The 18261-nt window shown below is 60.0% G+C and carries 16 protein-coding genes and 2 pseudogenes; 11 read left to right on the top strand and 7 right to left on the bottom strand.

The genetic code is table 11. From position 1 onward, the window contains the following. Positions 1 to 774: 774 nt before the first annotated feature. Complete coding sequence (locus tag AC0L3D_RS25660) at positions 775 to 1026, bottom strand: hypothetical protein (RefSeq protein WP_473646237.1); 252 nt, start codon at positions 1024 to 1026, stop codon at positions 775 to 777. A gap of 1802 nt (positions 1027 to 2828) precedes the next feature. Here AC0L3D_RS25660 and AC0L3D_RS25655 point away from each other — a divergent pair. Both AC0L3D_RS25655 and AC0L3D_RS25650 read left to right on the top strand, forming a co-directional pair. Then, the gene (locus AC0L3D_RS25655) at positions 2829 to 5651 is read left to right on the top strand and encodes a xanthine dehydrogenase family protein molybdopterin-binding subunit (protein ID WP_473646235.1); all 2823 of its coding nucleotides are present in this window, start codon (positions 2829 to 2831) and stop codon (positions 5649 to 5651) included. Beyond that, the gene (locus AC0L3D_RS25650) at positions 5648 to 6193 is read left to right on the top strand and encodes a (2Fe-2S)-binding protein (protein WP_473646233.1); all 546 of its coding nucleotides are present in this window, start codon (positions 5648 to 5650) and stop codon (positions 6191 to 6193) included. Before AC0L3D_RS25655 ends, AC0L3D_RS25650 begins: the two co-directional genes overlap by 4 nt. 383 nt (positions 6194 to 6576) lie before the next feature. Here the strand turns inward: AC0L3D_RS25650 and AC0L3D_RS25645 are convergent, their stop codons facing one another. Continuing rightward, positions 6577 to 7140 (bottom strand): DUF6088 family protein, encoded by a 564-nt coding sequence (locus tag AC0L3D_RS25645; RefSeq protein WP_473646232.1) that lies wholly within the window; start codon positions 7138 to 7140, stop codon positions 6577 to 6579. Positions 7141 to 8158: 1018 nt separating this feature from the next. Here AC0L3D_RS25645 and AC0L3D_RS25640 point away from each other — a divergent pair. Next, complete coding sequence (locus AC0L3D_RS25640; RefSeq protein WP_473479320.1) at positions 8159 to 8512, top strand: hypothetical protein; 354 nt, start codon at positions 8159 to 8161, stop codon at positions 8510 to 8512. 64 nt (positions 8513 to 8576) lie between these two features. Continuing rightward, complete coding sequence (locus AC0L3D_RS25635) at positions 8577 to 8906, top strand: helix-turn-helix domain-containing protein (RefSeq protein WP_473479318.1); 330 nt, start codon at positions 8577 to 8579, stop codon at positions 8904 to 8906. Positions 8907 to 9267: 361 nt separating this feature from the next. Here the strand turns inward: AC0L3D_RS25635 and AC0L3D_RS25630 are convergent, their stop codons facing one another. After that, a complete protein-coding gene (locus AC0L3D_RS25630) occupies positions 9268 to 9561 on the bottom strand; it encodes a hypothetical protein (protein WP_473646230.1) in 294 nt (97 codons plus the stop codon). 614 nt (positions 9562 to 10175) lie between these two features. On the opposite strand from AC0L3D_RS25630, the gene AC0L3D_RS25625 reads away from it, so the two are divergent. The 7 genes and pseudogenes from AC0L3D_RS25625 (at position 10176) to AC0L3D_RS25595 (ending at position 15504) form a co-directional block, all read left to right on the top strand. After that, entirely contained in the window at positions 10176 to 10493 is a 318-nt protein-coding gene (locus AC0L3D_RS25625; RefSeq protein WP_473646229.1) for a hypothetical protein, read from the top strand. 133 nt (positions 10494 to 10626) lie between these two features. Beyond that, a complete protein-coding gene (locus AC0L3D_RS25620) occupies positions 10627 to 11079 on the top strand; it encodes a BRCT domain-containing protein (protein WP_473646227.1) in 453 nt (150 codons plus the stop codon). Positions 11080 to 11711: 632 nt separating this feature from the next. Beyond that, positions 11712 to 12011, top strand: a complete 300-nt coding sequence (locus AC0L3D_RS25615; protein WP_473646225.1) for a hypothetical protein — start codon at positions 11712 to 11714, stop codon at positions 12009 to 12011. Next, on the top strand, positions 12008 to 12439 hold the full coding sequence (locus AC0L3D_RS25610) for a PIN domain-containing protein (protein ID WP_473639606.1): 432 nt from the start codon (positions 12008 to 12010) through the stop codon (positions 12437 to 12439). Before AC0L3D_RS25615 ends, AC0L3D_RS25610 begins: the two co-directional genes overlap by 4 nt. Positions 12440 to 12475: 36 nt before the next feature. Next, positions 12476 to 13264, top strand: a pseudogene (locus tag AC0L3D_RS25605) (phage Gp37/Gp68 family protein). A gap of 27 nt (positions 13265 to 13291) precedes the next feature. Next, positions 13292 to 14557: a three-Cys-motif partner protein TcmP gene (locus AC0L3D_RS25600; protein WP_473646224.1), complete on the top strand. Its 1266-nt coding sequence runs from the start codon at positions 13292 to 13294 to the stop codon at positions 14555 to 14557. Then, positions 14554 to 15504, top strand: coding sequence for a restriction endonuclease (locus AC0L3D_RS25595; protein WP_473646222.1), 951 nt, complete (start codon positions 14554 to 14556; stop codon positions 15502 to 15504). The genes AC0L3D_RS25600 and AC0L3D_RS25595 overlap by 4 nt, the downstream gene beginning before the upstream one ends. A 363-nt stretch (positions 15505 to 15867) precedes the next feature. Here AC0L3D_RS25595 and AC0L3D_RS25590 read toward each other — a convergent pair. From AC0L3D_RS25590 to AC0L3D_RS25575, 4 genes and pseudogenes are all read right to left on the bottom strand, one after another. Next, positions 15868 to 16735 (bottom strand): annotated as a pseudogene (locus AC0L3D_RS25590) (nucleotidyl transferase AbiEii/AbiGii toxin family protein). Next, positions 16728 to 17345 (bottom strand): type IV toxin-antitoxin system AbiEi family antitoxin domain-containing protein, encoded by a 618-nt coding sequence (locus AC0L3D_RS25585; protein WP_473479302.1) that lies wholly within the window; start codon positions 17343 to 17345, stop codon positions 16728 to 16730. Before AC0L3D_RS25585 ends, AC0L3D_RS25590 begins: the two are co-directional and overlap by 8 nt. 77 nt (positions 17346 to 17422) lie before the next feature. Then, complete coding sequence (locus AC0L3D_RS25580) at positions 17423 to 17626, bottom strand: hypothetical protein (protein WP_473479300.1); 204 nt, start codon at positions 17624 to 17626, stop codon at positions 17423 to 17425. A 304-nt stretch (positions 17627 to 17930) separates the two neighbouring features. Then, positions 17931 to 18188, bottom strand: coding sequence for a hypothetical protein (locus tag AC0L3D_RS25575; RefSeq protein WP_473646221.1), 258 nt, complete (start codon positions 18186 to 18188; stop codon positions 17931 to 17933). Positions 18189 to 18261 lie beyond the last annotated feature (73 nt).

Raw genomic sequence — 18261 nt, 5'->3', positions numbered from 1 at the left:
GCTGTATCGCGCGGGTTAGCGGTTACCAGCCGTTCTGCTACCTCGCTTAATGCCCCCTCTGGAAGGGACAGGATGTTGCTGGGTTCCCTGCCGCCTTGGGATGAACTTGCAGCTGCGCGTGCCCGTTTGTTATCGCGATCCATGCTCGGTCTCCAAAGTCGCTATTCTACGCAATGAGGTTACCACCGAAGCTTGACCTGCTGAACAGATATGATGTTACAGTTGTAGTCTGGCAGAGGGTTCCCAGCCCCGTCTAAGCCAAAGACGATGAGGCGGGCATCAAATGCGATGAGTGAGTTCTGCCTGAGGGCATGAATGGCACGCCGTCCCGAGTCTTTGGCCGACTGCTTCCGTCTGAGCCCAGCATGATGTCCCCCGCAGCAGCTTCTCCTTTGAGCGCAGGTTTGCATGCTTGAGGGTTTCGATGACGACCATCGCCCCCTCCGGCTTATCAGCCGCGGCCGAGTTGTCGTGCTCCCTCGGCAAGGAAAACAGTCGCGACCTGACCGGCAATTTGCGCAGCGCCGCGCCAATAGCATCACTGCGCCATGCCACGACTAAGGCATTCCTGCTGGAGGCCCGTGGCAATCTCCCGACCCAGCCGGCACTAGGCGAGGAGCAAAGGACAGACGGGAAAAAATCGCGCGTGGGCGGGCCGCACGGTCGCGCAATGCCGCCCCGTCCTTCACTCGGCCGTGTGTCGTCTATGAGTGCCGCGGTCGTCCAGCACCAGCCGGTGGCGAGCCAACCAACGCCTGGGCGATCGCGACTTCTTCAATGCCTTTGGGCCTGGGTTTTCACAACGGGAGTCACCTGGCGCAGCCACCCCGGAACGGAAGGCATATTCAGCGCCACCTCCGCAGCAACATGACCGGCTGCAATTGCCGCGCTGCCCCAATCGCATCTTTGCAGGCGCACCATCGACATCACTTGCTTTGGCTTCAACATCCCCTCGCCTACCAGCCCCGCGACGGTGCAGGACTCACAGAAAACTTCAATGCCCACACAGACGGTCAGTTCCTTCACGCTGCAGTCTAGGGCCAATTGTGCATGGTCCTACACGATCGGATGCAAAGGGTTCGATGAACGAGGGGCGCAAGTGGCGCCGACGCGCACTGCTTGTCAGACGCGATTGGCATTACCGCGGGAATGCAGCCATCCTGGCCGAGACCATGCTAGTGCTTGGGCACAGCCCGAATTGACGCACTATCAAGGCTCAAAGACGCTTCAGCTTACCGTCGCGGTCGGCATTAGCACGCGCTCACCACCCATATTTCTGCGCGGCCAAGGCAAACGATGCAGGCTAACTGTCACTCCAGATCTCAAGTGGATCCGACCGCAATGATGTATTCTCAAGGAGCATGTGCACGGTACTTGACGTTTTTTGCCGATGCCCCCGCGCCTCGTCGCCGAGTCGGCTCTGGCTTGCTTGGTCGCGACCGAATGTCTCAAGCCCTATGGCCAGCCAGGACGACAGTGTCGACTTTGCAACAATGTCAGAGGTCCGACTGACATGAGCGGCCCACAACCGTGTAGTTGAAAGCTTTTCTCTTTTGGCACGCTTGGTGCAGCAGATGATCCTCAAACGCTGCACGGAACCGCGATACAATGAGGGGGAATCCCAGGAATGAACATGACAGGCATCATTGCGGCGGCCGCGCGTCGACTTTGTCTGGCTGCCAGAGGTTGGAACAGATGGGCGCAGCCCTGATATCGTTAGAAGGATCCTGCAAAGCGGCATTTCACGTCCTGGGGCGACCCACCCCGATGCGGAGATCAACATAGACGGTCAGCGTGTTTTCACGTGGGAAAGCGTGAGACGCGGCTGACCGGTTCCAACATTAATTCGACCACGACCTATGGGACGATCTGCAGCCAGACCTAAGGCACACTGACCAAGATCTACCACGATCACTGCAACATCGACGTGATCTTTGCATCATCAGGCACGGTTGAGGACACCAACTATGATGGGAGCATCGAACGACGGGTATGAAGGCCTGCTTAGCGACGCATCAGTTTGCTACTTTGAAGGAGCCTCTCACAACGAAGGCATCGTTGAGCCAAGAGTTGCCTCTCGCCCGAAGCCGAGGGTGGCCTCAGTGCAGGTCTTTGCCGCCCTGTGCGATTTGGGAGACCGCGCGGCAATGAAGCGGTTCAGCTTGCTTCTGCTGAGCACATTCGAGCTCGGACTTGAGTCCCTCAAGAAGAGAGTGGTTCGATCCGGCACTGACCCTTGGGCGGGGGGCTTGGTTGAGCCGGTGCCGGACCGAACCGTCTCAGGCAACGCCGGCTATGTCGTGGGAAGTTGCGGCAGCTTCGTGGCCAAACCGTGGCGGTAATGTGTCGCAGATTCACCGATTCCAACACGCGCATTGCAAACGTGACTGGACGTTTCGGAAACCGCGCCGCGCTGCTGGGTTTGGCGGGAGCTCTGAAGGTGGCGGCCACTCTTGGCTGTGAAAATAGCCGCCCGATCACGGTGGCACGGATGCAGGAAGGGAAATTCACAATGTCGATTCCGCATGGTGAAAGGGGACACACCACCGCAAGCCAGCCGGCGTCGCGCGACCACATCGAGCTCGACCATCTCCTTCGGAAGGGCTCACAACAGAAAACGTGTGTATCAGGACATTCGGATCCGAAGCAGAAGTCATGCGCTTCAATCTTGCGGACTGATGCAAAAGGCCGGCGATTTTCATGACCGGGCAAGGCCGTTCCGTTTGTCGGCGATGCCGGAATGGCGAAACGGCCCCGAGTCGGGAGTACATAGGTGAGGCGAGCCGGCCGGGTGTAGGGTCGGGCTCTCGGCCGTTCGGGGAGACGGCATGAGCGGCAGGGTTTCGCGGCGCCAGTTCATCGCAGCGGCGGCTGGCGCGGGGATCGCGGTCAAGATCGGTTTTCTGGGCCGGCCCGCTGCGCCCATTGCCAATTCTCCCGGCCGTTCGCCAAACTGGATCGGACCGGACGGTCGGCCGCGTTTTCGGATGGACGCCGTGGCCAAGGTCACCGGGGAAAAGACCTTCACCCGCGATTTTCGCGCCCGTGACATAGCGGGCTGGCCGCAAGAACAGAGCCACGCGTTCCTGATCCGCGGCACCCGGGCCGACGCTCCGTTCGACGGGCTGAACCTCTCACTGCTGGGCGAAGGTCTCAAGCCCGACCGATTGATAGTCGGCGAAGACCTTGTGCGCGATGGTCTTGCGCCGCCGGAAACGACGGCTCCCGGCTTCTATGGCGACATGTTCCTGGTGCCAAAGGGGCGCATTCCGCGCCTGCTCGGTCAGCCAGTCGCGCTCTTGATCTACAAGGATTTCGCGCGGTTCGACGCGGCCAAGCGGTTGGTCCGTTTCGCCAAGGGCATCGTGCGCTGGGGCGCGGTCGGCGGCTACGAAACGCCACCTCATTACGGCGCCAGCCGGTTCGTGCGCATCGGCGGTACGATATCGGATGAAACCGCTCCGCTCAAAGGCACCACCATCTACGGCAGTTTCGACGGCGATCGGGTCGTCTGGCCGAAGCCGGATCGGAGCGGCGATGCGGCGGCCCGCGCCCTGTGGGCGGCGGGCGAGATCGAGCGTGAGATCACGGCTGCCGGGGACGGCGCGTTGGTCCTGAAGCGAAGCTATTTCTCGCAGTCGACCGACGCCTGCGCGATGGAAGCCGACAATGGCAATGCCTGGTTCGAGCCGGGCAGTTCGACCCTGCACGCACTCATCGCGACCCAATCGCCTTACGAGGTGGCGACCTCGACGCTGGAAATGCTGTCGAAATCGCGGTTCGCGGTGAAGGCGCTCGAGCTTTCGATCGGTTACACGGTCGGATACGGCACCAAGGATCATTCGATCTTTCCCTACTGCGCCGTCCTGGCTGGCCTCTATGGCGACGGGCGCCCGGTGCGTCTTGCCAACGACCGCTTCGAGCAGTTCCAGATGGGGTTGAAGCGCCATGCCTTCTGGATGGAGAATACGCTTGTCGTGGATCGCTCCACGCACGCCTTCCGCATCATGAGAGGCAACTATCGCACGGATGCCGGAGGACGGCGCAATTTCTCGCCCGAGGTTGGCAAGGTCGGGGCCAGCGCGGCGCAGAGCATCTATTATCTGCCGAAGAGCGATTTCTCGGTCGAGGTCCGCGCTTCGCGCGCTGTCGATGCTGGCTCGACGCGCGGGTACGGAACGCTGCAGACCATGGCCGCGACCGAGATGATGGTCGATGAAGCGGCCGAACTGCTCGGCATCGATCCGATCGAGCTTCGCCTCAAGAACGCGTTCAAGACCGGCATGAAGAACTCGCAGGGCGCCATTGCCGGCGAGGCGCTAAGGACCGAGGAGATCCTGGAGCGGGCCCGTGCCCATTCGTTGTGGAGGGATCGCGATGCGAACAAAGCGGCGTTCGATACCGCCAATCCGGGTAAGCGCTACGGCATCGGTTTCGCGCAGGTGCAGAAGGATTACGGCACCGGAGCCGAGGCAGCGGTGACCACTCTGTCGCTCGATCCGTCCGGCCGGCTCACCATGCGCCAGAACGGCAATGATATCGGCACGGGCCTGACCACCTCGCAGGCGGTGATGGTCGCCGACATCATCGGCCGGGTGCCGGACGACTGCGCCTTCGGGATCGTCGACTGGCCCGAGATGCCTCTCCTCTCCGCCGAGGAGCCCTATACGACGCCGCAGGACAGGGAGGACGCGCTGACACGCAATCCGCGCTGGACGCCCTCGTTTATTTCCCCGATGAGCGCCTCAAACAGCGCCTATTTCGTCGGCCACGCCACGCGGACGGCGGCGCGGGCGCTGCTGCGCCTGTCGCTCTGGCCGGCTGCGGTCGCGCTCTGGTCGAGTGGACCAGGCGGCGGGCGGGCGGGGCCGCTCGCTGTCGACATGGCGGACGTGCGGATCGCAGATGGCAAATTGACGGCTGGAGGGATGGAGCCGCTCGCACTGGAACAACTCGCGGCGGCGGCGCACAGGCTCGGCCTGGTCACGGGAGTCAGCGTCCATGTGTTCAACCGCTGGCAATGGGCCGAGGCGGTGTTCGATGTGCCGAACGTCGGCGCCGTCCGCTTGCCGGTCGACGCGCTTTCGGTCTGCTATGGCCAAAGCGCGCCGGCTGGTTTGAAGGCGCTGATGACCTGCGGCGGCTTCCATTTTCTCGACCGGCGCCAGGTCTTCTATCCGCCGGTAAAGCGCCAGAACGCCGCCGGCACCTGTTACACGGGCGTAGCGACGATCGCCGAAATCGCAGTGGACACCGCCTCAGGCGACGTGAAGCTCCTTGCACATCATTCCATCCTCGAATGCGGCACTCAAATCGTGCCGGAACTCGTCTCGGGTCAGCTCCAAGGCGGCCTGGCTATGGGCGTCGGCCACGCCCTGCTCGAGGAATTGCCGCTCTATGAGGACGGTCCCGGCGACGGGACGTGGAACTGGAACCGGTATCGCCTGCCGCATGCCAGGGATGTCGCGGTCTGGACACAGAGATCGGAGGTGTTGGCGCCGCTTTCCGAAATCGACCCACCAAAGGGAATGGCTGAGGTCGTGATGATCGCGATCGTTCCGGCGATCGTCAATGCCGTCAACCACGCCATCGGCAAGCGTTTTTATCAAACGCCGATCACGCCGGAAAGGATTTTGGAGGCCCTCCCGTGACCGTCGCCACGCGACCACTTTCGATGACCGTCAACGATCGCAAGGTCGGCCCGGTCGACGTACCCGACGATCTGATGATGATCGACTTCCTGCACGAATATCTCAACCTCACGGGCTCGCGGCTTGGTTGCGGCCAAGGCATCTGCCACGCCTGCGCGATCATTCTCGATGGGCCGGAAGGAAATTCTAGCGAGATGCGGAGCTGCATCACCGGAGCGCATTTCTTCGAGGGCAAGTCCGTCCGCACCATCGAAGCGCATGCCGAACGCGACTCGAATGGCGATGTCGTCCGGCTCTCGGCGATTCAGCAGGCCTTCGTCGAACGTTTTTCGTTCCAGTGCGGCTATTGCACGCCGGGCTTTGTCACCGGTGCAACCGTGCTGGTTGAGCATCTCAAAGAGAAGCCGGTCCGTAGGGCGGATGTCGAACGCACGATCGAGCAGGCGCTTGCGCCGCAGATTTGTCGTTGCACCGGTTATGTCCGTTATTATGAGGCGGTCCGTCACGTGATCCTGAGCACGCCCGGCCTGGTACAGGGCTGAGGTCCGGCGATGAGGCGTTCCTGGATATTTGGCCTGCGGCACGCATCAGGTCGACGTGCAGCCAATACGGGCGTTTCTGTTTCCGGCACCTGGGCGTGTTCCTTTTGCTTGCCGCGGTACGGTCAAATAGTTCTCGTCCGTGCCTGCGCTTGCGCGGCACGCCTTGCAAGAATATGCGGCTCGCGTCCCAATGTTGCCGAAGCGGTCCAGAAGAGCGTCTCTTTCTTGGCCCCGTTTCAAATCGAAGAACGGTTCACCGCTCATTTTCTGCTTTCGAGATCGCCGCATGGACCCAAGCTGGCACTTTCCCCTTGAGGGCGACTACGCGAGTCCATTCCTCGGGTGTCAGTCTGTTCTTGAGCAACTTCGCGTAGTGGACACCGTTAGCTCGGCCAAGGTGCGCGACTGCCCGGATGGCTTCGCCCGACCTGTTCTTTGGCAGGCTCGTGATCCAGGCGGGCGCGTGCTTGAGGCGTATTGTGCAGCGGCCAAGTTTCAGGTTCTTCGACTTTCCGGTCGTGAGAAAGACTGTTTTGAACCGGAACTTGTGTCGTCAGGCCGAGCTGGTTCGCCGCCGTAGCACCGGTATTGACGACCTTCTCACCTGACAAGGAAGCGTACGACTTCACGACGGGTTCCGCTTCCGGCAGCACATATCCATACGGCGTCTTCCTGTAGGGCGTGTACATTCCCCTGTAGACGCGCGCCAGTTCGCCCTTTTTGGCAAGTCTGCTCAGAGCTTGATCGGCTGCCGCAGGGTTTCCAGAGCCAACGAATTCCTTCGAAGTGAGCAAAGCACCTTCCTTGGCTCTTTTCGTACGCATTTGAACCGCCCGCGTGACCCCTTCCATGGCATTAGCTCCTGTCAGAGAGAAGATTCGAGTTCTGACCGAATTGTCTCTTATCGTATTGATTAGAAAGAACAGTTCAAGATCGGCTATGGCCAAATCTGGACGCTATATCCCATCCAAATTATGACGCGGCCTGCCTGTGCATAACCGGAAGTCTGCATTGAGCTTTTTTGGAACGGGATCAAGGCTGCCGCAGGTCTTGGGGCCGTCCTGCGTGGACGAATGAGGCATCCCGGGTCGGGCGACTGCCGAAGATGGCTGGATTCATTGCCGCCTTCGCCCGGAACTTCAGGCCCGACGAGGGTTGCCGATGATCGGCAGCTCCATGTCGGGGCCGCGGCTCAAGGTTTTTGGGAATCAAATCGCGACCATCTTACGGCCGCACCAAAGTCGAAATCGGCCAATTCAGAATCCGAGCTTCAGCGTCGGATCCACAGTTCCGCGTGTTTTCCTGAAGGTCTCGCCGAAGTCGTCTTCCAGAGCCACATTGGCCAACGCAAATTCGACGAGCTCGGCATCAGATGTCAATCCGGTTCGAGCTTTGGCCTTCTTAATTAGATCAGCACTCACCGCCCCGTAATTCTGCCGTCCTTCTCAGCGCGCAGGCCGGATTCTTCCGCCCTCTGCAGGACGGCGTTAATCCTGGCCAAGCGACGCATCTGCAATTTCTCAGCCAGTTTGGGAAGGGTTCTCGTTCGCTTGCCCACGGATTCTTGGCCGCGACGCATACGTACAGCTGTCTTCGTCATCGGGATTTCCGCAGGTTCCGTTTAACAAAAATCGATTTTAGCAACATAGCAGGCAAGGTGTTTTTCAAATACCCAAAAATAAAAGGGGTGTTGGCAGCCCCGGAGTTGCGTTGCTGAAGCTCTCCGAAGGGAGGGATGCCACGGCTGCAACCGACCCGTTGGCGGGGTCCACTCGGAGCACCAAGTCGTAGGCGCTCCCGGGCCAAGCTCGCAGCGGGAGTTTTCACCTCGTCCGAGCGGCCCGGCAGCGCCAAGTTGGCACGATTCGGGAGTGCTAGCACCGCGCCAATTCGAAGACCGGTGCGGCCTTGACCCTCGCCAGCACCTGACATACTTTCTATAAGCAATTTGCGTAGGGAACGCGTTTGCAGCCCGATGATATCGAACTCATTGTGGACGCTGAAATTTCGGAGGACCCATGCCTCCTCTTTGATGTCGTCACGCCCGATGGCGTGCTTCAGCTATTGGGGGACGTGGAGATGGGCAGCAACCATCTTGTTGTCCGTGACCTCCATATTGGAGGCGATGCCCAGGTCCAATGGGGTTGGTCCAAATTGCGCAAGCTCGATCGAGTGATCGCGGAGAAGCTTAATGTCGACTACATCGAAGTTCATGGAGCGGTTCGGACAACGGGTGCGAACCCGGGACGTCGTCCAGGTGTCGTCAGGCTCTCCCGTCCGGCTGAGCCTCAGCTTTCTACACGGCGCAAATACTCCTGAGGCTGCTAGGGTTCTCGTCAGGAGACAGCTGCCGCTGAGGACGGCCCATGCGGTCCTCACGGAGATGGTCGATCAGGGCAAGGCGTTCGTGACTGTTCCTTGCGTCGACGACCTGCGGGCACTGAAGGACGAACTCTCGTCCGCAGGAGTGATCGCGAAGGTTCATGCGCCGCGGCCGATAAGCGTTCGCGAAGTTCGGGATAGCACCAAGCTGTCCCAGGAGGCGTTCGCCGTGAGGTATGGCCTCGATCTGGCAACGCTTCGAAACTGGGAGCAAGGTCGCTCGGAACCGGATGCAGCGGCGAATACTCTGCTTTGGACCATCGCCCGGAATCCGGAGGCAGTCGAAAAATCGCTCGACATGGAGGACGAAGTGGCGGCGCCGTCGCCCTAGTAGTCTAAGTCTGGGGAGAGGGCCGTCGGAACGGCCACTCCATCGCGCGGCTACTCGGCATGCCAATGAACTCTAACTCGACCGCGCTTTGCTCCATCGTGGGCATAATCCCAATCAGATCCGCAAACTGCAGCACGACCTGTCGAGACGCACGGAGCACGCCCTGGAGGCGGGCCTGCGCCTCCAGTCCCTTAGCCAGAACCGGAATATCTCGTCACCGCTACGGCCCGGAACTGGCCGCCACCGCCTCGCAGGTAAACCGGCTCACCGCCACCCTTGAAGAGGTGGCGGCAAAGGTCACTGCATTGATCGCGCGGCCCGCGAAATTGCAGCACGCAGATCCAGCTGCCTCCGGGGAGGTTCACGGCCGGGATTCAGCGGCCTCCTCGTCTGCTGCGACAGCTAGTCCGATGACATGATGCACCAGGAACACGTCGACGAGGTACGCAGCCTCGTCCCGGGAAAAAGGCAACATGTCTGCCGTGATTTCATTATCGATATAGGACTCGGCGTCCCAAAGGGTGCGAGTCAGCTTCTCGTTGGCCGGCTCAATCCGCTCAATGACCCTTTCGAACGCGGCGTTGGCGGCCTCGATAAGCACAGTACGGTCGGCCCCGGCGACTGGCAGGGACGCAATAACGGCATGGGAATCCATGACGAACGTTTCCTTCAGGAGTGGCGGTCTCTTGCCTCAGCATTTCGGTCGCCATGCCGACGCTGATTCTTGCTGGGGTGGCTCGTCGAAGCGCCAGGCGCCACCTTGTACTCACATGCGCAGCCGCAGGATACGCGAGAATTCGGCAGATGCAATCAAAGGTGACAAGCACGGCAGCGCCAGGGACAGAACAGTGTCGGCATAGTGGGCGAAAGGCGGTCTCCGAGCTTTAGGTTCCCGCACGAAGCGGCCTGGAACCCAAGCCTGATCCCCGGAGCCGCCGTCGCGCGTCCCGTCAAGCGCAGGCGCGCGCACTCCGCAAGGGCCTGAGCGGAGCGTCCCTTGAGGACGAGCACGGCTGCGCGAGGGACAGAGCGCGTCGGAGGCGGACCGGGTTCAGGCGGCCTGATCCTTGGTGAGTCCAGAGCGTCTTCTTTGGTCGGCCGCTCGGCGAAACGCCGTTCCTGGGGGTAGCAACCTGGCCCTACCATTTCGAAAGCAAGGAGCTAAGGGGATTAAGCCTTCCGGTTTCGGCACGCGTTGTCAAGTCGGCGGATAGATGAGTGTTGTGATGTCTGCTACAATCGAAAAGTAGCGTCGAGGGGGGGGCGACAATGGTTGAAGTGTTCCGCGGAAGGAGCGGTAAACTCGAACACGAAGGGGCCGCGCCCGGCAGAGTCCATGCGCAGGCAAATCACCGCAAGGCGTTGGGGTACTGGCTCGGGTTCTTGAAGGGCGTGATGGCCAGCGAGCGGGTCGAGCGGGCGGAGATGCCGCCACTCAGGGTCGAAGCTGAGCAGTTCCTGTCCCTTCTTCACGACGATGATGCTGCCGAGCTCATCCGCGATCTGGACATTTGGGGTAACGCGCCCGAAGAGATCTACGCCGTCCTTGAAACGATAATCGGGCTCACGGGAGTTTGTCGCCGCTGACGACAAGGACGAAGTCAACGAGTTCTACGGATTCTGTGCCGGTATCGCCTGCGACAACTCCATCACGCCAGCAGAGGTCGAAAAACTGCTGTCCAGGTTGGACTCGAGTGTGGTCCTGCGCAGAGACAGCCGCGTGGCATCTCTCGGAGAAACTGCCAGAAGGTCTTTTGCTGACGGTCGCATAACCGCCGACGAGGCAGAAGACATATGCGGGTGGATTGCCCGTCTTGTCGGCGACAGCGCGACAGACACGGGGCTGCCTACCTTCGGCAATGTGGGTGTCATTGACGGCGCCTTGGAGGATGCAAGCCAGTTCGTGATCCCGAGCCGGATGTTCGTCCTCACGGGAAAATTCGCCATCGGCCCGCGAAAGGCAGTCGCTGCGATGATTTGCGAACGCGGCGGTGATTGGAAGGACACCGTCTGCGGCCAGACCGACTACCTCATCGTCGCGGCCGAAGCGTCTCGGGACTGGAAGCACAGCCACGAAGGCACGAAGATCATAAGGGCAATGGAGCTTCGCGAAAAGGGAGGTCGGCCGGATCTGGTTCTTGAACCGATGCTGGCCAAAGCGTTGGGTTTCTGACCGCCTCCATCCGGCAAAGGGAAACCCTATTGTCTTGGAGGTGCGGCTTCAGAGCCTAGTCGTCGGAAGCGCGGAGCCTGAACACCTGAGCCTTAGTGAATCCTGATACGGGTCGTTTTTCAAGGCGGGTAGCGGCGGCACCTGGCGCCATCAACCCGCAAAGGATCGGCTGCGAGCATGCCGCCGCTGCGGCTGCGCCTGCGCCGTGATTGCAGCGCTCAGCCCGACACGTCGGGCGGCTGTCAGCGGGGATAGTCCTCCGCTCGGAACAGGAGCCGGATCGATGCCCCTCAACGTAGGCCACGCGGTTGTTTAAACAACATATAACCCATTGAGTTACTGCCAAATGTTTCTGGCCACGACCCTGAGGCGTCAAAAAGTTACGCTTTCTATTTTAGGGAAAATCGCCGAAAAAATATGTTTGAGGTTTCGTCAACTATCGGGACCGGTGGACGATTTTGCACCTGGCGGCCGCCCGGCGGCCTGCTCGACGCTCGTCAAAAAATACCGTCGCACAACCATGCATCCTAGACCGATGCCATCCAACCGCAAGGGAGCACCGCCCGGACTGCCCGCGCCTTGATCAACCCCTGCGTTCTGGTTATATTACTGGAAATATGTCGGAGGCAACTATGGGCAGCTCGCAAAAACGCGCCATTCAAAACTATCGATCTCGCCTCAGCGAGCGCGGCTTGGCGCGCTTCGAAGTGCTTGGCCGCGATGCCGATCGCGACCTTATTCGATCTTTGGCTCGCCGCCTGGCCGAAGATGGGCCGGACGCCTCTAGCCTGCGCGCTGCTGTCAACCGGACCATCGCTGGCGAGCCGCCCAAGCTCGGCGGAATCCTCGCCGCCTTGCGTCGTTCTCCACTAGTCGGCGCTGATCTCGATCTTTCCCGCCCCCGTGAAGAGGGACGCAAGATCGACCTGTGACACGCTACCTCCTCGATACCAACATCATCAGCAATGTCGTCAAATCGCAGCCGTCGGAATCGCTCCTGGCATGGATGTCGAGACAGCTTGACGAGGATTTGTTTATCGCTTCGCTGACCGTTGCGGAAATTCTTCGCGGGGTTCTGGAGAAGCCGCGCGGGAAAAAACGCGACGCACTCGACAGGTGGTTCTCTGGGCCTGAGGGGCCGCAGGCGCTGTTTGCAGGCCGCATCCTCTCGTTCGACGACAAGGCCGGGCTGATCTGGGCGCGGCTGATGGCAGGAGGAAAAGCGGCCGGCAAGCCGCGCAGCGGGCTCGATATGATCATCGCCGCTGTCGCCGGAGCGAACGAGTGCGTGCTGGTAACGGATAACGAAAAAGACTTTGCCGGGCTCGAGGTCGTCAATCCGATACGCGGAGCGGTCTGATGCGGCGGCGGGTCAAGGAATGCTCGGGAGGGCAAGATGGCTGAAACTCAGATAGAGTGGACAGACTCCACTTGGAAACCGGTCGCAGGATGCTCGATCGTTACGGCAGGCTGCACCCATTGTTATGCAATGGAGATGGGCCAAACGCCTTGACGCCATGGGCATCGCGAAATGTGCGGGGCTTACCCGTAAAACGGGAAAGCGCACGGTGTGGAATGACGTGGTGCGGGAAGACCGCGAGGCGCTGGCCATTCCCTACGGATGGAAGAAACCGCGAAAAATCTTTGTAAATTCGATGAGCGACCTCTTTCACGAGGGTGTCAGCGACGAGTTCATCCTCAAGGTCTGGAAGGTCATGCGCGAGACCCCGCGCCACAACTATCAAATTCTTACTAAGCGTCCCGAGCGAATGGCAGCCCTTGCCGCCTCGGCGATGGGCGACATCCTGCCCAATGTCTGGCTGGGCACGAGCATTGAAAACGCGGACGTCGTGAGCGAGTCGACTATCTCCGCCAGGCACCCGCGACCATTCGCTTCATCTCCTTTGAGCCTCTGATTGGATCGGTTGGCACCGTCGATCTCCGTGACATTTATTGGGCAATCGTAGGCGGTGAAAGCGGCAAATTCGCTCGACCGATCAGGGAAGAATGGATCGATGGAATTTACGGCCAATGCCTGACGGCCGGTACCGCCTTCTTCTTCAAGCAGTGGGGAACCTGGGGCAAGGACAATAAAAAGCGTTCAAAGAAAGCCAACGGGCGTGAGTATCGGGGCCAGACTTGGGACGAGACGCCGACTACCCCGCAGGACGCGGTAGCAATGTAGAATAACATCCGGCGGGGGGAAGTTTAGGTGGTCGAAAAACGATATGAATGGGTCGACGGAGCAAAGCTGGAGGAACACTCTCGCCGCAAGCATAAAATATTGCGCGAATATGTCTTCGACTACCTGACGGTTCGCTGCAGGCTGCCTCAGCAGGAGCGCTTTCGCCTTGCTATCGTCGACGGTTTCGCTGGCGGCGGGCGCTGCCAGTGCGGCTCACTTGGATCGCCGTTGATTTTCATCGAGGAACTGAAACGAGCCCTCGAGGCGGTGAACACGCAGCGCGCCGTCCAAGGGCTTGGCGCTGTCGAAGTTGAATGCCTCCTCGTATTCAACGACGCCAGCCGCGAAGTCATCGAGCTTTTGAAGACGCACGTCGCCCCCATGCAAGCGGAGGCAAACCAAGCCTGCCCAAAATTGCATTTACGCGTCGAGTATCTGAACGAGTTCTTCGAAGTCGCCTATCCCAATATCAAGCGCCTACTGGAGCAAGGCCGGTATCGGAGCGTCATCTTCAATCTCGATCAGTGCGGGCATAGTCACGTCGAGCGAAACACCATTCTCGACATCATGCACTCCTATCCCGCGGCTGAGATCTTCTACACCTTCGTCATTAGCTCCCTGCTGGCCTTCCTTCAGAAGGACCAGCCGGAGCGACTTCGCGCCCAACTGGATCATCTCGGCTTGACGAGCAATGACATCCAAGCGCTGGATGCCCTGATGAGTCAGAAGGATTGGCTCGGCACGGCCGAGAAAATCGTCTTTGATGCTTTCCGGTTGTGTGCACCCTATGTCAGCCCATTCTCGATCAACAACCACGGAGGATGGCGGTATTGGCTGATCCACTTCGCCAATGCTTATCGGGCTAGGCAGGTCTACAACAATGTCCTCCACGACAACGCCAGCTTACAGGCACATTTCGGTCGGTCTGGCCTTAACATGCTGTCCTATGATCCAAAGCATCATGAAGGCATGCTCTATCTCTTCGATATCAGCGGTCGAGCTTCGGCGAAGAATCAGCTTCTCGGGGATATTCCACGCTTGATCACGGAATCCGGGGACGCCATGTCCGTCATGGACTTCTATGAGAGCATCTACAACATCACACCTGCACATGCGGACGATGTGCACGCGGCGATCATAGAGAATCCGGACCTTGAGGTCATAACCCCCGCTGGAGGTGAGCGGAGGAAGGCCAATACAATTGGCGTCGATGACGTGATCAAGATCAAGAAGCAGATCAGCTTCTTCCCAATGTTCTTGAACGCCGGGACAAAGGGCGGTGCCAAAGGATGACCGCGCGGCGTCGGGACCCGGAATGGCGCGAGTTCGAATGCCTAGTCGCGCGGATTGAGGCCGACGCCGGACCTCAGGGCCTGGTCGTTACGTCGCCGGATCGTCTTCGCTGCAAACTCACCGGTCGGATGAGAGAAGTGGATGCAAGCATTCGTGCTCGGGTCGGCAGCACCGAAATGCTTGTTACAATCGAATGTCGACGCTGGCGAAAGACCCAGGACGTAACTTGGATCGAGCAGCTAGCCACAAAGAAGTCTTCGATTGGCGCGGATCGAACCATTGCCGTCAGTGTATCTGGCTTTTCCCCAGAGGCTCAGATTGTCGCGTCTCATGCGGGCATTTCGCTGCGGAAACTTTCGGAAATTACGGTTGCGGAAATCAACTCGATCCTGCGACTGGACTTTGTGCTCTTTTGGCATCGGGCCTGTGCCATTGCACAGGTCGGCATCCGGAGATTTCGTTCGCTCGATTGGAAAGTTCCCAGTCCCCAGGACGTCGATTTCATTTTACCGGAGGATACTGACCCGCTCGCACCGATCTTTCGCAACACTGAGTCCGATACAACTTGGTCTCTAACCGATCTGTGGCACCAAATTCAAGAGGCCGCAGATCCGTTTGACGGCATTCATAAGGCGCAACCGCCTGCGTTCCGGACGGCATGCTTTCCTTATCCTGGCTCAGTCACCCTCACAACCACCAACGGCCCCTGCGTGCTGGGTGACGTCCTCCTCACCGTCGCACTTTGGACAGAGGCCGAGCAGATCACTCTCGATGAGGGGCACAAGGTCGAATACGCATCCGACAAGATGGCCGCGATCCAGCGCGTCGAATTCGCCTCGCGCCGGCGAAAAACGAACGATTGGCGCATCTCCCTCCAGATCCCAAAAGACTCCGAGGACACCGCCGATCTGCGAATGGGAGGCGATCGGTCTGAAGCCGAGAAATAGCGACACACATTGCATTTTGAAAAACGTCTACCGGTTTGTGCCCCCGCCCGGCCCTACGTGTATGCGCAGCAATCGGACAATCTGCTGTGAGAATCCTGGCCAGGGGCGTGCATCCCAGGAGGGATCTCAATGAGTATCGCCCAGACAGTTCGACCGGTTCATTTGCGACCGGCCCATCGTCTCGGGTCGTAGCGGCTCTCGCTACGACCGCCGCGAGCGATACTGGCCTACGTTGGACCCGATACGCGCTCTGGAGCAGAGAAGTGAGCTCGATCGGACTTGGGACGTGCTGATGGGGCGTATATCCACTCAGCGCGACCGCCTTGTCCGCTCCCCACAATCCGACAGTGGAAATCAAGCTGCTCATTGGCCCAAGCTCGCTGCTGAGGCTGCCTGGGGCATAAGGAATGCAGCTACATCTCTAATGACGTTCCCAAGATCACCCGGATCGTGAGCGACTTCTCCAACAAACGCGCGCCGCTGTCGCTACTTTTGCGCATCCTCGGAAAAGGCCGACGTCAGCGCATCGGGCAGGTCTTGAGGTATCGCCGTTCCGCGCCGCGCGAAGGTGGCGGCGATCGCTCGTGGCAACCTGTCGTCGTCGAAGGTGAAGGACCGGCTAAGAATCCAGATGTCGTAGAAGTCCTTCATCCTGCTATTCGCCCGCCCCAGCGCCACCATCGCCTGAAATTTCTCGGCAATGACGGTTTCCCGCGCATAAGCCCGCAGCCGGGGCATGGGAAAGTCGAGCATGGAATGATAGTCCAGCTCTTCGGCACCAGGCTCCAGCGCATCGCCAAAGCCGATGTCGATCGTCAGGCTGACCCGGGCGCCGCTGATCGAGGCCGTCGTCCGCAGCCTGAGCCCACCATACTCCAGCTCCTCGCGAATGCGGTCGACCCGGAGTGCGTCAGCGTCGAACTCGACGCCATCGCCAGCGTCCTGCGCCAGGACCTCCCGAAACGTCGCCAGCATCGGCTCCGCGCTCGGATCGCCAAAACCCAGCAGGTCAAGGTCGCGGGTGCCGCGGTGCGGATCATCGAACCAGCTCATCGTCAGCATCGCGCCCTTCAGCACGAAGCGGTCGGCGTGGGGTGACTGGCTAAGCCGGAAAGCAGCCGCTCGAGGCGAAGCGGGTCAGAACCAGATCGAGGGTCTGGCCACTTACCTTGGCGAGTTGCAGCAGACGTGCGCGCACTGAGGCGCCGATGTTCTTGATCTCTTTAGCCATTGGCAGTCAGCGCCTCGATATACGGCCGGATGACCGTGGCGACACCGCCACGCTCAGCCTGCCTGGCAATTTCGCCGGGCGTGGCCTTGCGCTGGCGAAGCGCTTCCTGGAGGCCCTCGATCGCCACCGACAGGCCGATCTTGTTGCGATATCGAAAACAGTCCGCGATTGTTTTGACAACCCCAAAGACTTTTACGGTCACGCCCTCGACAACATGAGTTTCTACGCTGTCGTTGAGCAGACTTTCGGTAAAACGCACGATGCGAATGGGTGTGCCGTCGGGTTTGGGAGCCCAGTCCTTCTGGCCGATGGCCAGCCATACCTGTCTCGGAAGCTGATCCGTCAGCTGGTGGAATGCCAGGGCTGACACAAGGCAGACAACGCCTTTGGGTACGCGCTTGGCAGCCTCGGCTAGGCTATGATTAGCGTCGAGCGGCGCATCGGAGAGCTGGTAGAGGCCGCGTGCGAGCCGGAGCACCTCCCCATCCCGTTCCATGCGACTCATCGTGGCCGCTGTTACGCCGGCGTTGCGCAGCTCCGCGAGACGCGCGATTCCGCGCACTGTCAGAAGTGCGTGGGCGATTTGGCGCTGGGGAGCGGGCTCTGGCATTGATACGAAATCTCGGAATTAAGGGGTTACAGTCCGAGGATTTGTATCACTTGTTGAGAATCAATGGAAGCCAATCGTCAGCCGCATTGAGCCTTGCGCCGCAGCCATGCTTTGAGCTCGCCGTGGACGGCGGCGTCTTCGAGCAGGATATCGGTTTCCTTGGGATGTGGTCCATCGGGATAGAGATCGGAGCCATCGACAAGATGGATTTCATCCCCGTCGATGCTGAGCGTCCCATCGCGCGGCGACCGGCGCATGAAGGCCTCGGCCGTACGCCGCATCTTCGCAAGCCGGCCTTACCGCGCAGCCGCCGTTGTGCTGGGGCGCATCCGGTATGCACGTGTCGCAACAGATCCTTCAAAGAAAATCGCGGACTTTTAGCACTCCAAACCGCTGAGAATATGTACGTTGAGCCTATCATTTGGGCTGCGGGTCGAGACCGTGACGTATCGGAAACGATCTGCGATGCGGTCGGGCGTATTGACCTCGTCGGACGGCAAGATTGCCTCTGAAATTAGTGGAAGGACGCCAAATGGAGGAAGTCAATACAAGGAGTGCCGGCCGATGATGACACTGGTCATGCGCCTAAAGGCCGCGGCTCATCTTGATCGACTTCGAATCCTGGGACTTTGTGCGCATGCGGACCTGACCGTCTGCGAGCTGGCAGAAGTTCTGAGTCTGTCTCGCGAGCACGTGGTCGCACACGTGCGCCAGCTCGCCAGAGCCGGCTTTCTTCTCGGCAACCAACATCGCCCCTGGCCTTCGTACCACCTCGAAGCAGGAGGCTCGGACGGCGGCTTGGTTCAATTGTTGGTTGATCTCCTGCCCCACGGCGATGGCCATCACAGACAAGACCTACAGCGCCTGGAGGCGATACAGGGCGCGCGGTCCAAGGTGGCCGCCTGCTTGTCCTGAA

This window comes from Mesorhizobium sp. WSM4837, assembly GCF_055811435.1.
This window is presented reverse-complemented; position numbering and strand designations above follow the sequence as displayed.

Excerpts from the sequence above, each read along its gene's own strand:
- AC0L3D_RS25585 (WP_473479302.1), bottom strand. The coding sequence starts at position 17,345 with ATGCCAGAGCCCGCTCCCCAGCGCCAAATCGCCCACGCACTTCTGACA.
- AC0L3D_RS25615 (WP_473646225.1), top strand. The coding sequence starts at position 11,712 with ATGGGCAGCTCGCAAAAACGCGCCATTCAAAACTATCGATCTCGCCTC.
- AC0L3D_RS25635 (WP_473479318.1), top strand. The coding sequence starts at position 8,577 with ATGGTCGATCAGGGCAAGGCGTTCGTGACTGTTCCTTGCGTCGACGAC.
- AC0L3D_RS25630 (WP_473646230.1), bottom strand. The coding sequence starts at position 9,561 with ATGGATTCCCATGCCGTTATTGCGTCCCTGCCAGTCGCCGGGGCCGAC.
- AC0L3D_RS25595 (WP_473646222.1), top strand. The coding sequence starts at position 14,554 with ATGACCGCGCGGCGTCGGGACCCGGAATGGCGCGAGTTCGAATGCCTA.
- AC0L3D_RS25575 (WP_473646221.1), bottom strand. The coding sequence starts at position 18,188 with ATGGCCATCGCCGTGGGGCAGGAGATCAACCAACAATTGAACCAAGCC.
- AC0L3D_RS25580 (WP_473479300.1), bottom strand. The coding sequence starts at position 17,626 with ATGCGGCGTACGGCCGAGGCCTTCATGCGCCGGTCGCCGCGCGATGGG.
- AC0L3D_RS25655 (WP_473646235.1), top strand. The coding sequence starts at position 2,829 with ATGAGCGGCAGGGTTTCGCGGCGCCAGTTCATCGCAGCGGCGGCTGGC.
- AC0L3D_RS25625 (WP_473646229.1), top strand. The coding sequence starts at position 10,176 with ATGGTTGAAGTGTTCCGCGGAAGGAGCGGTAAACTCGAACACGAAGGG.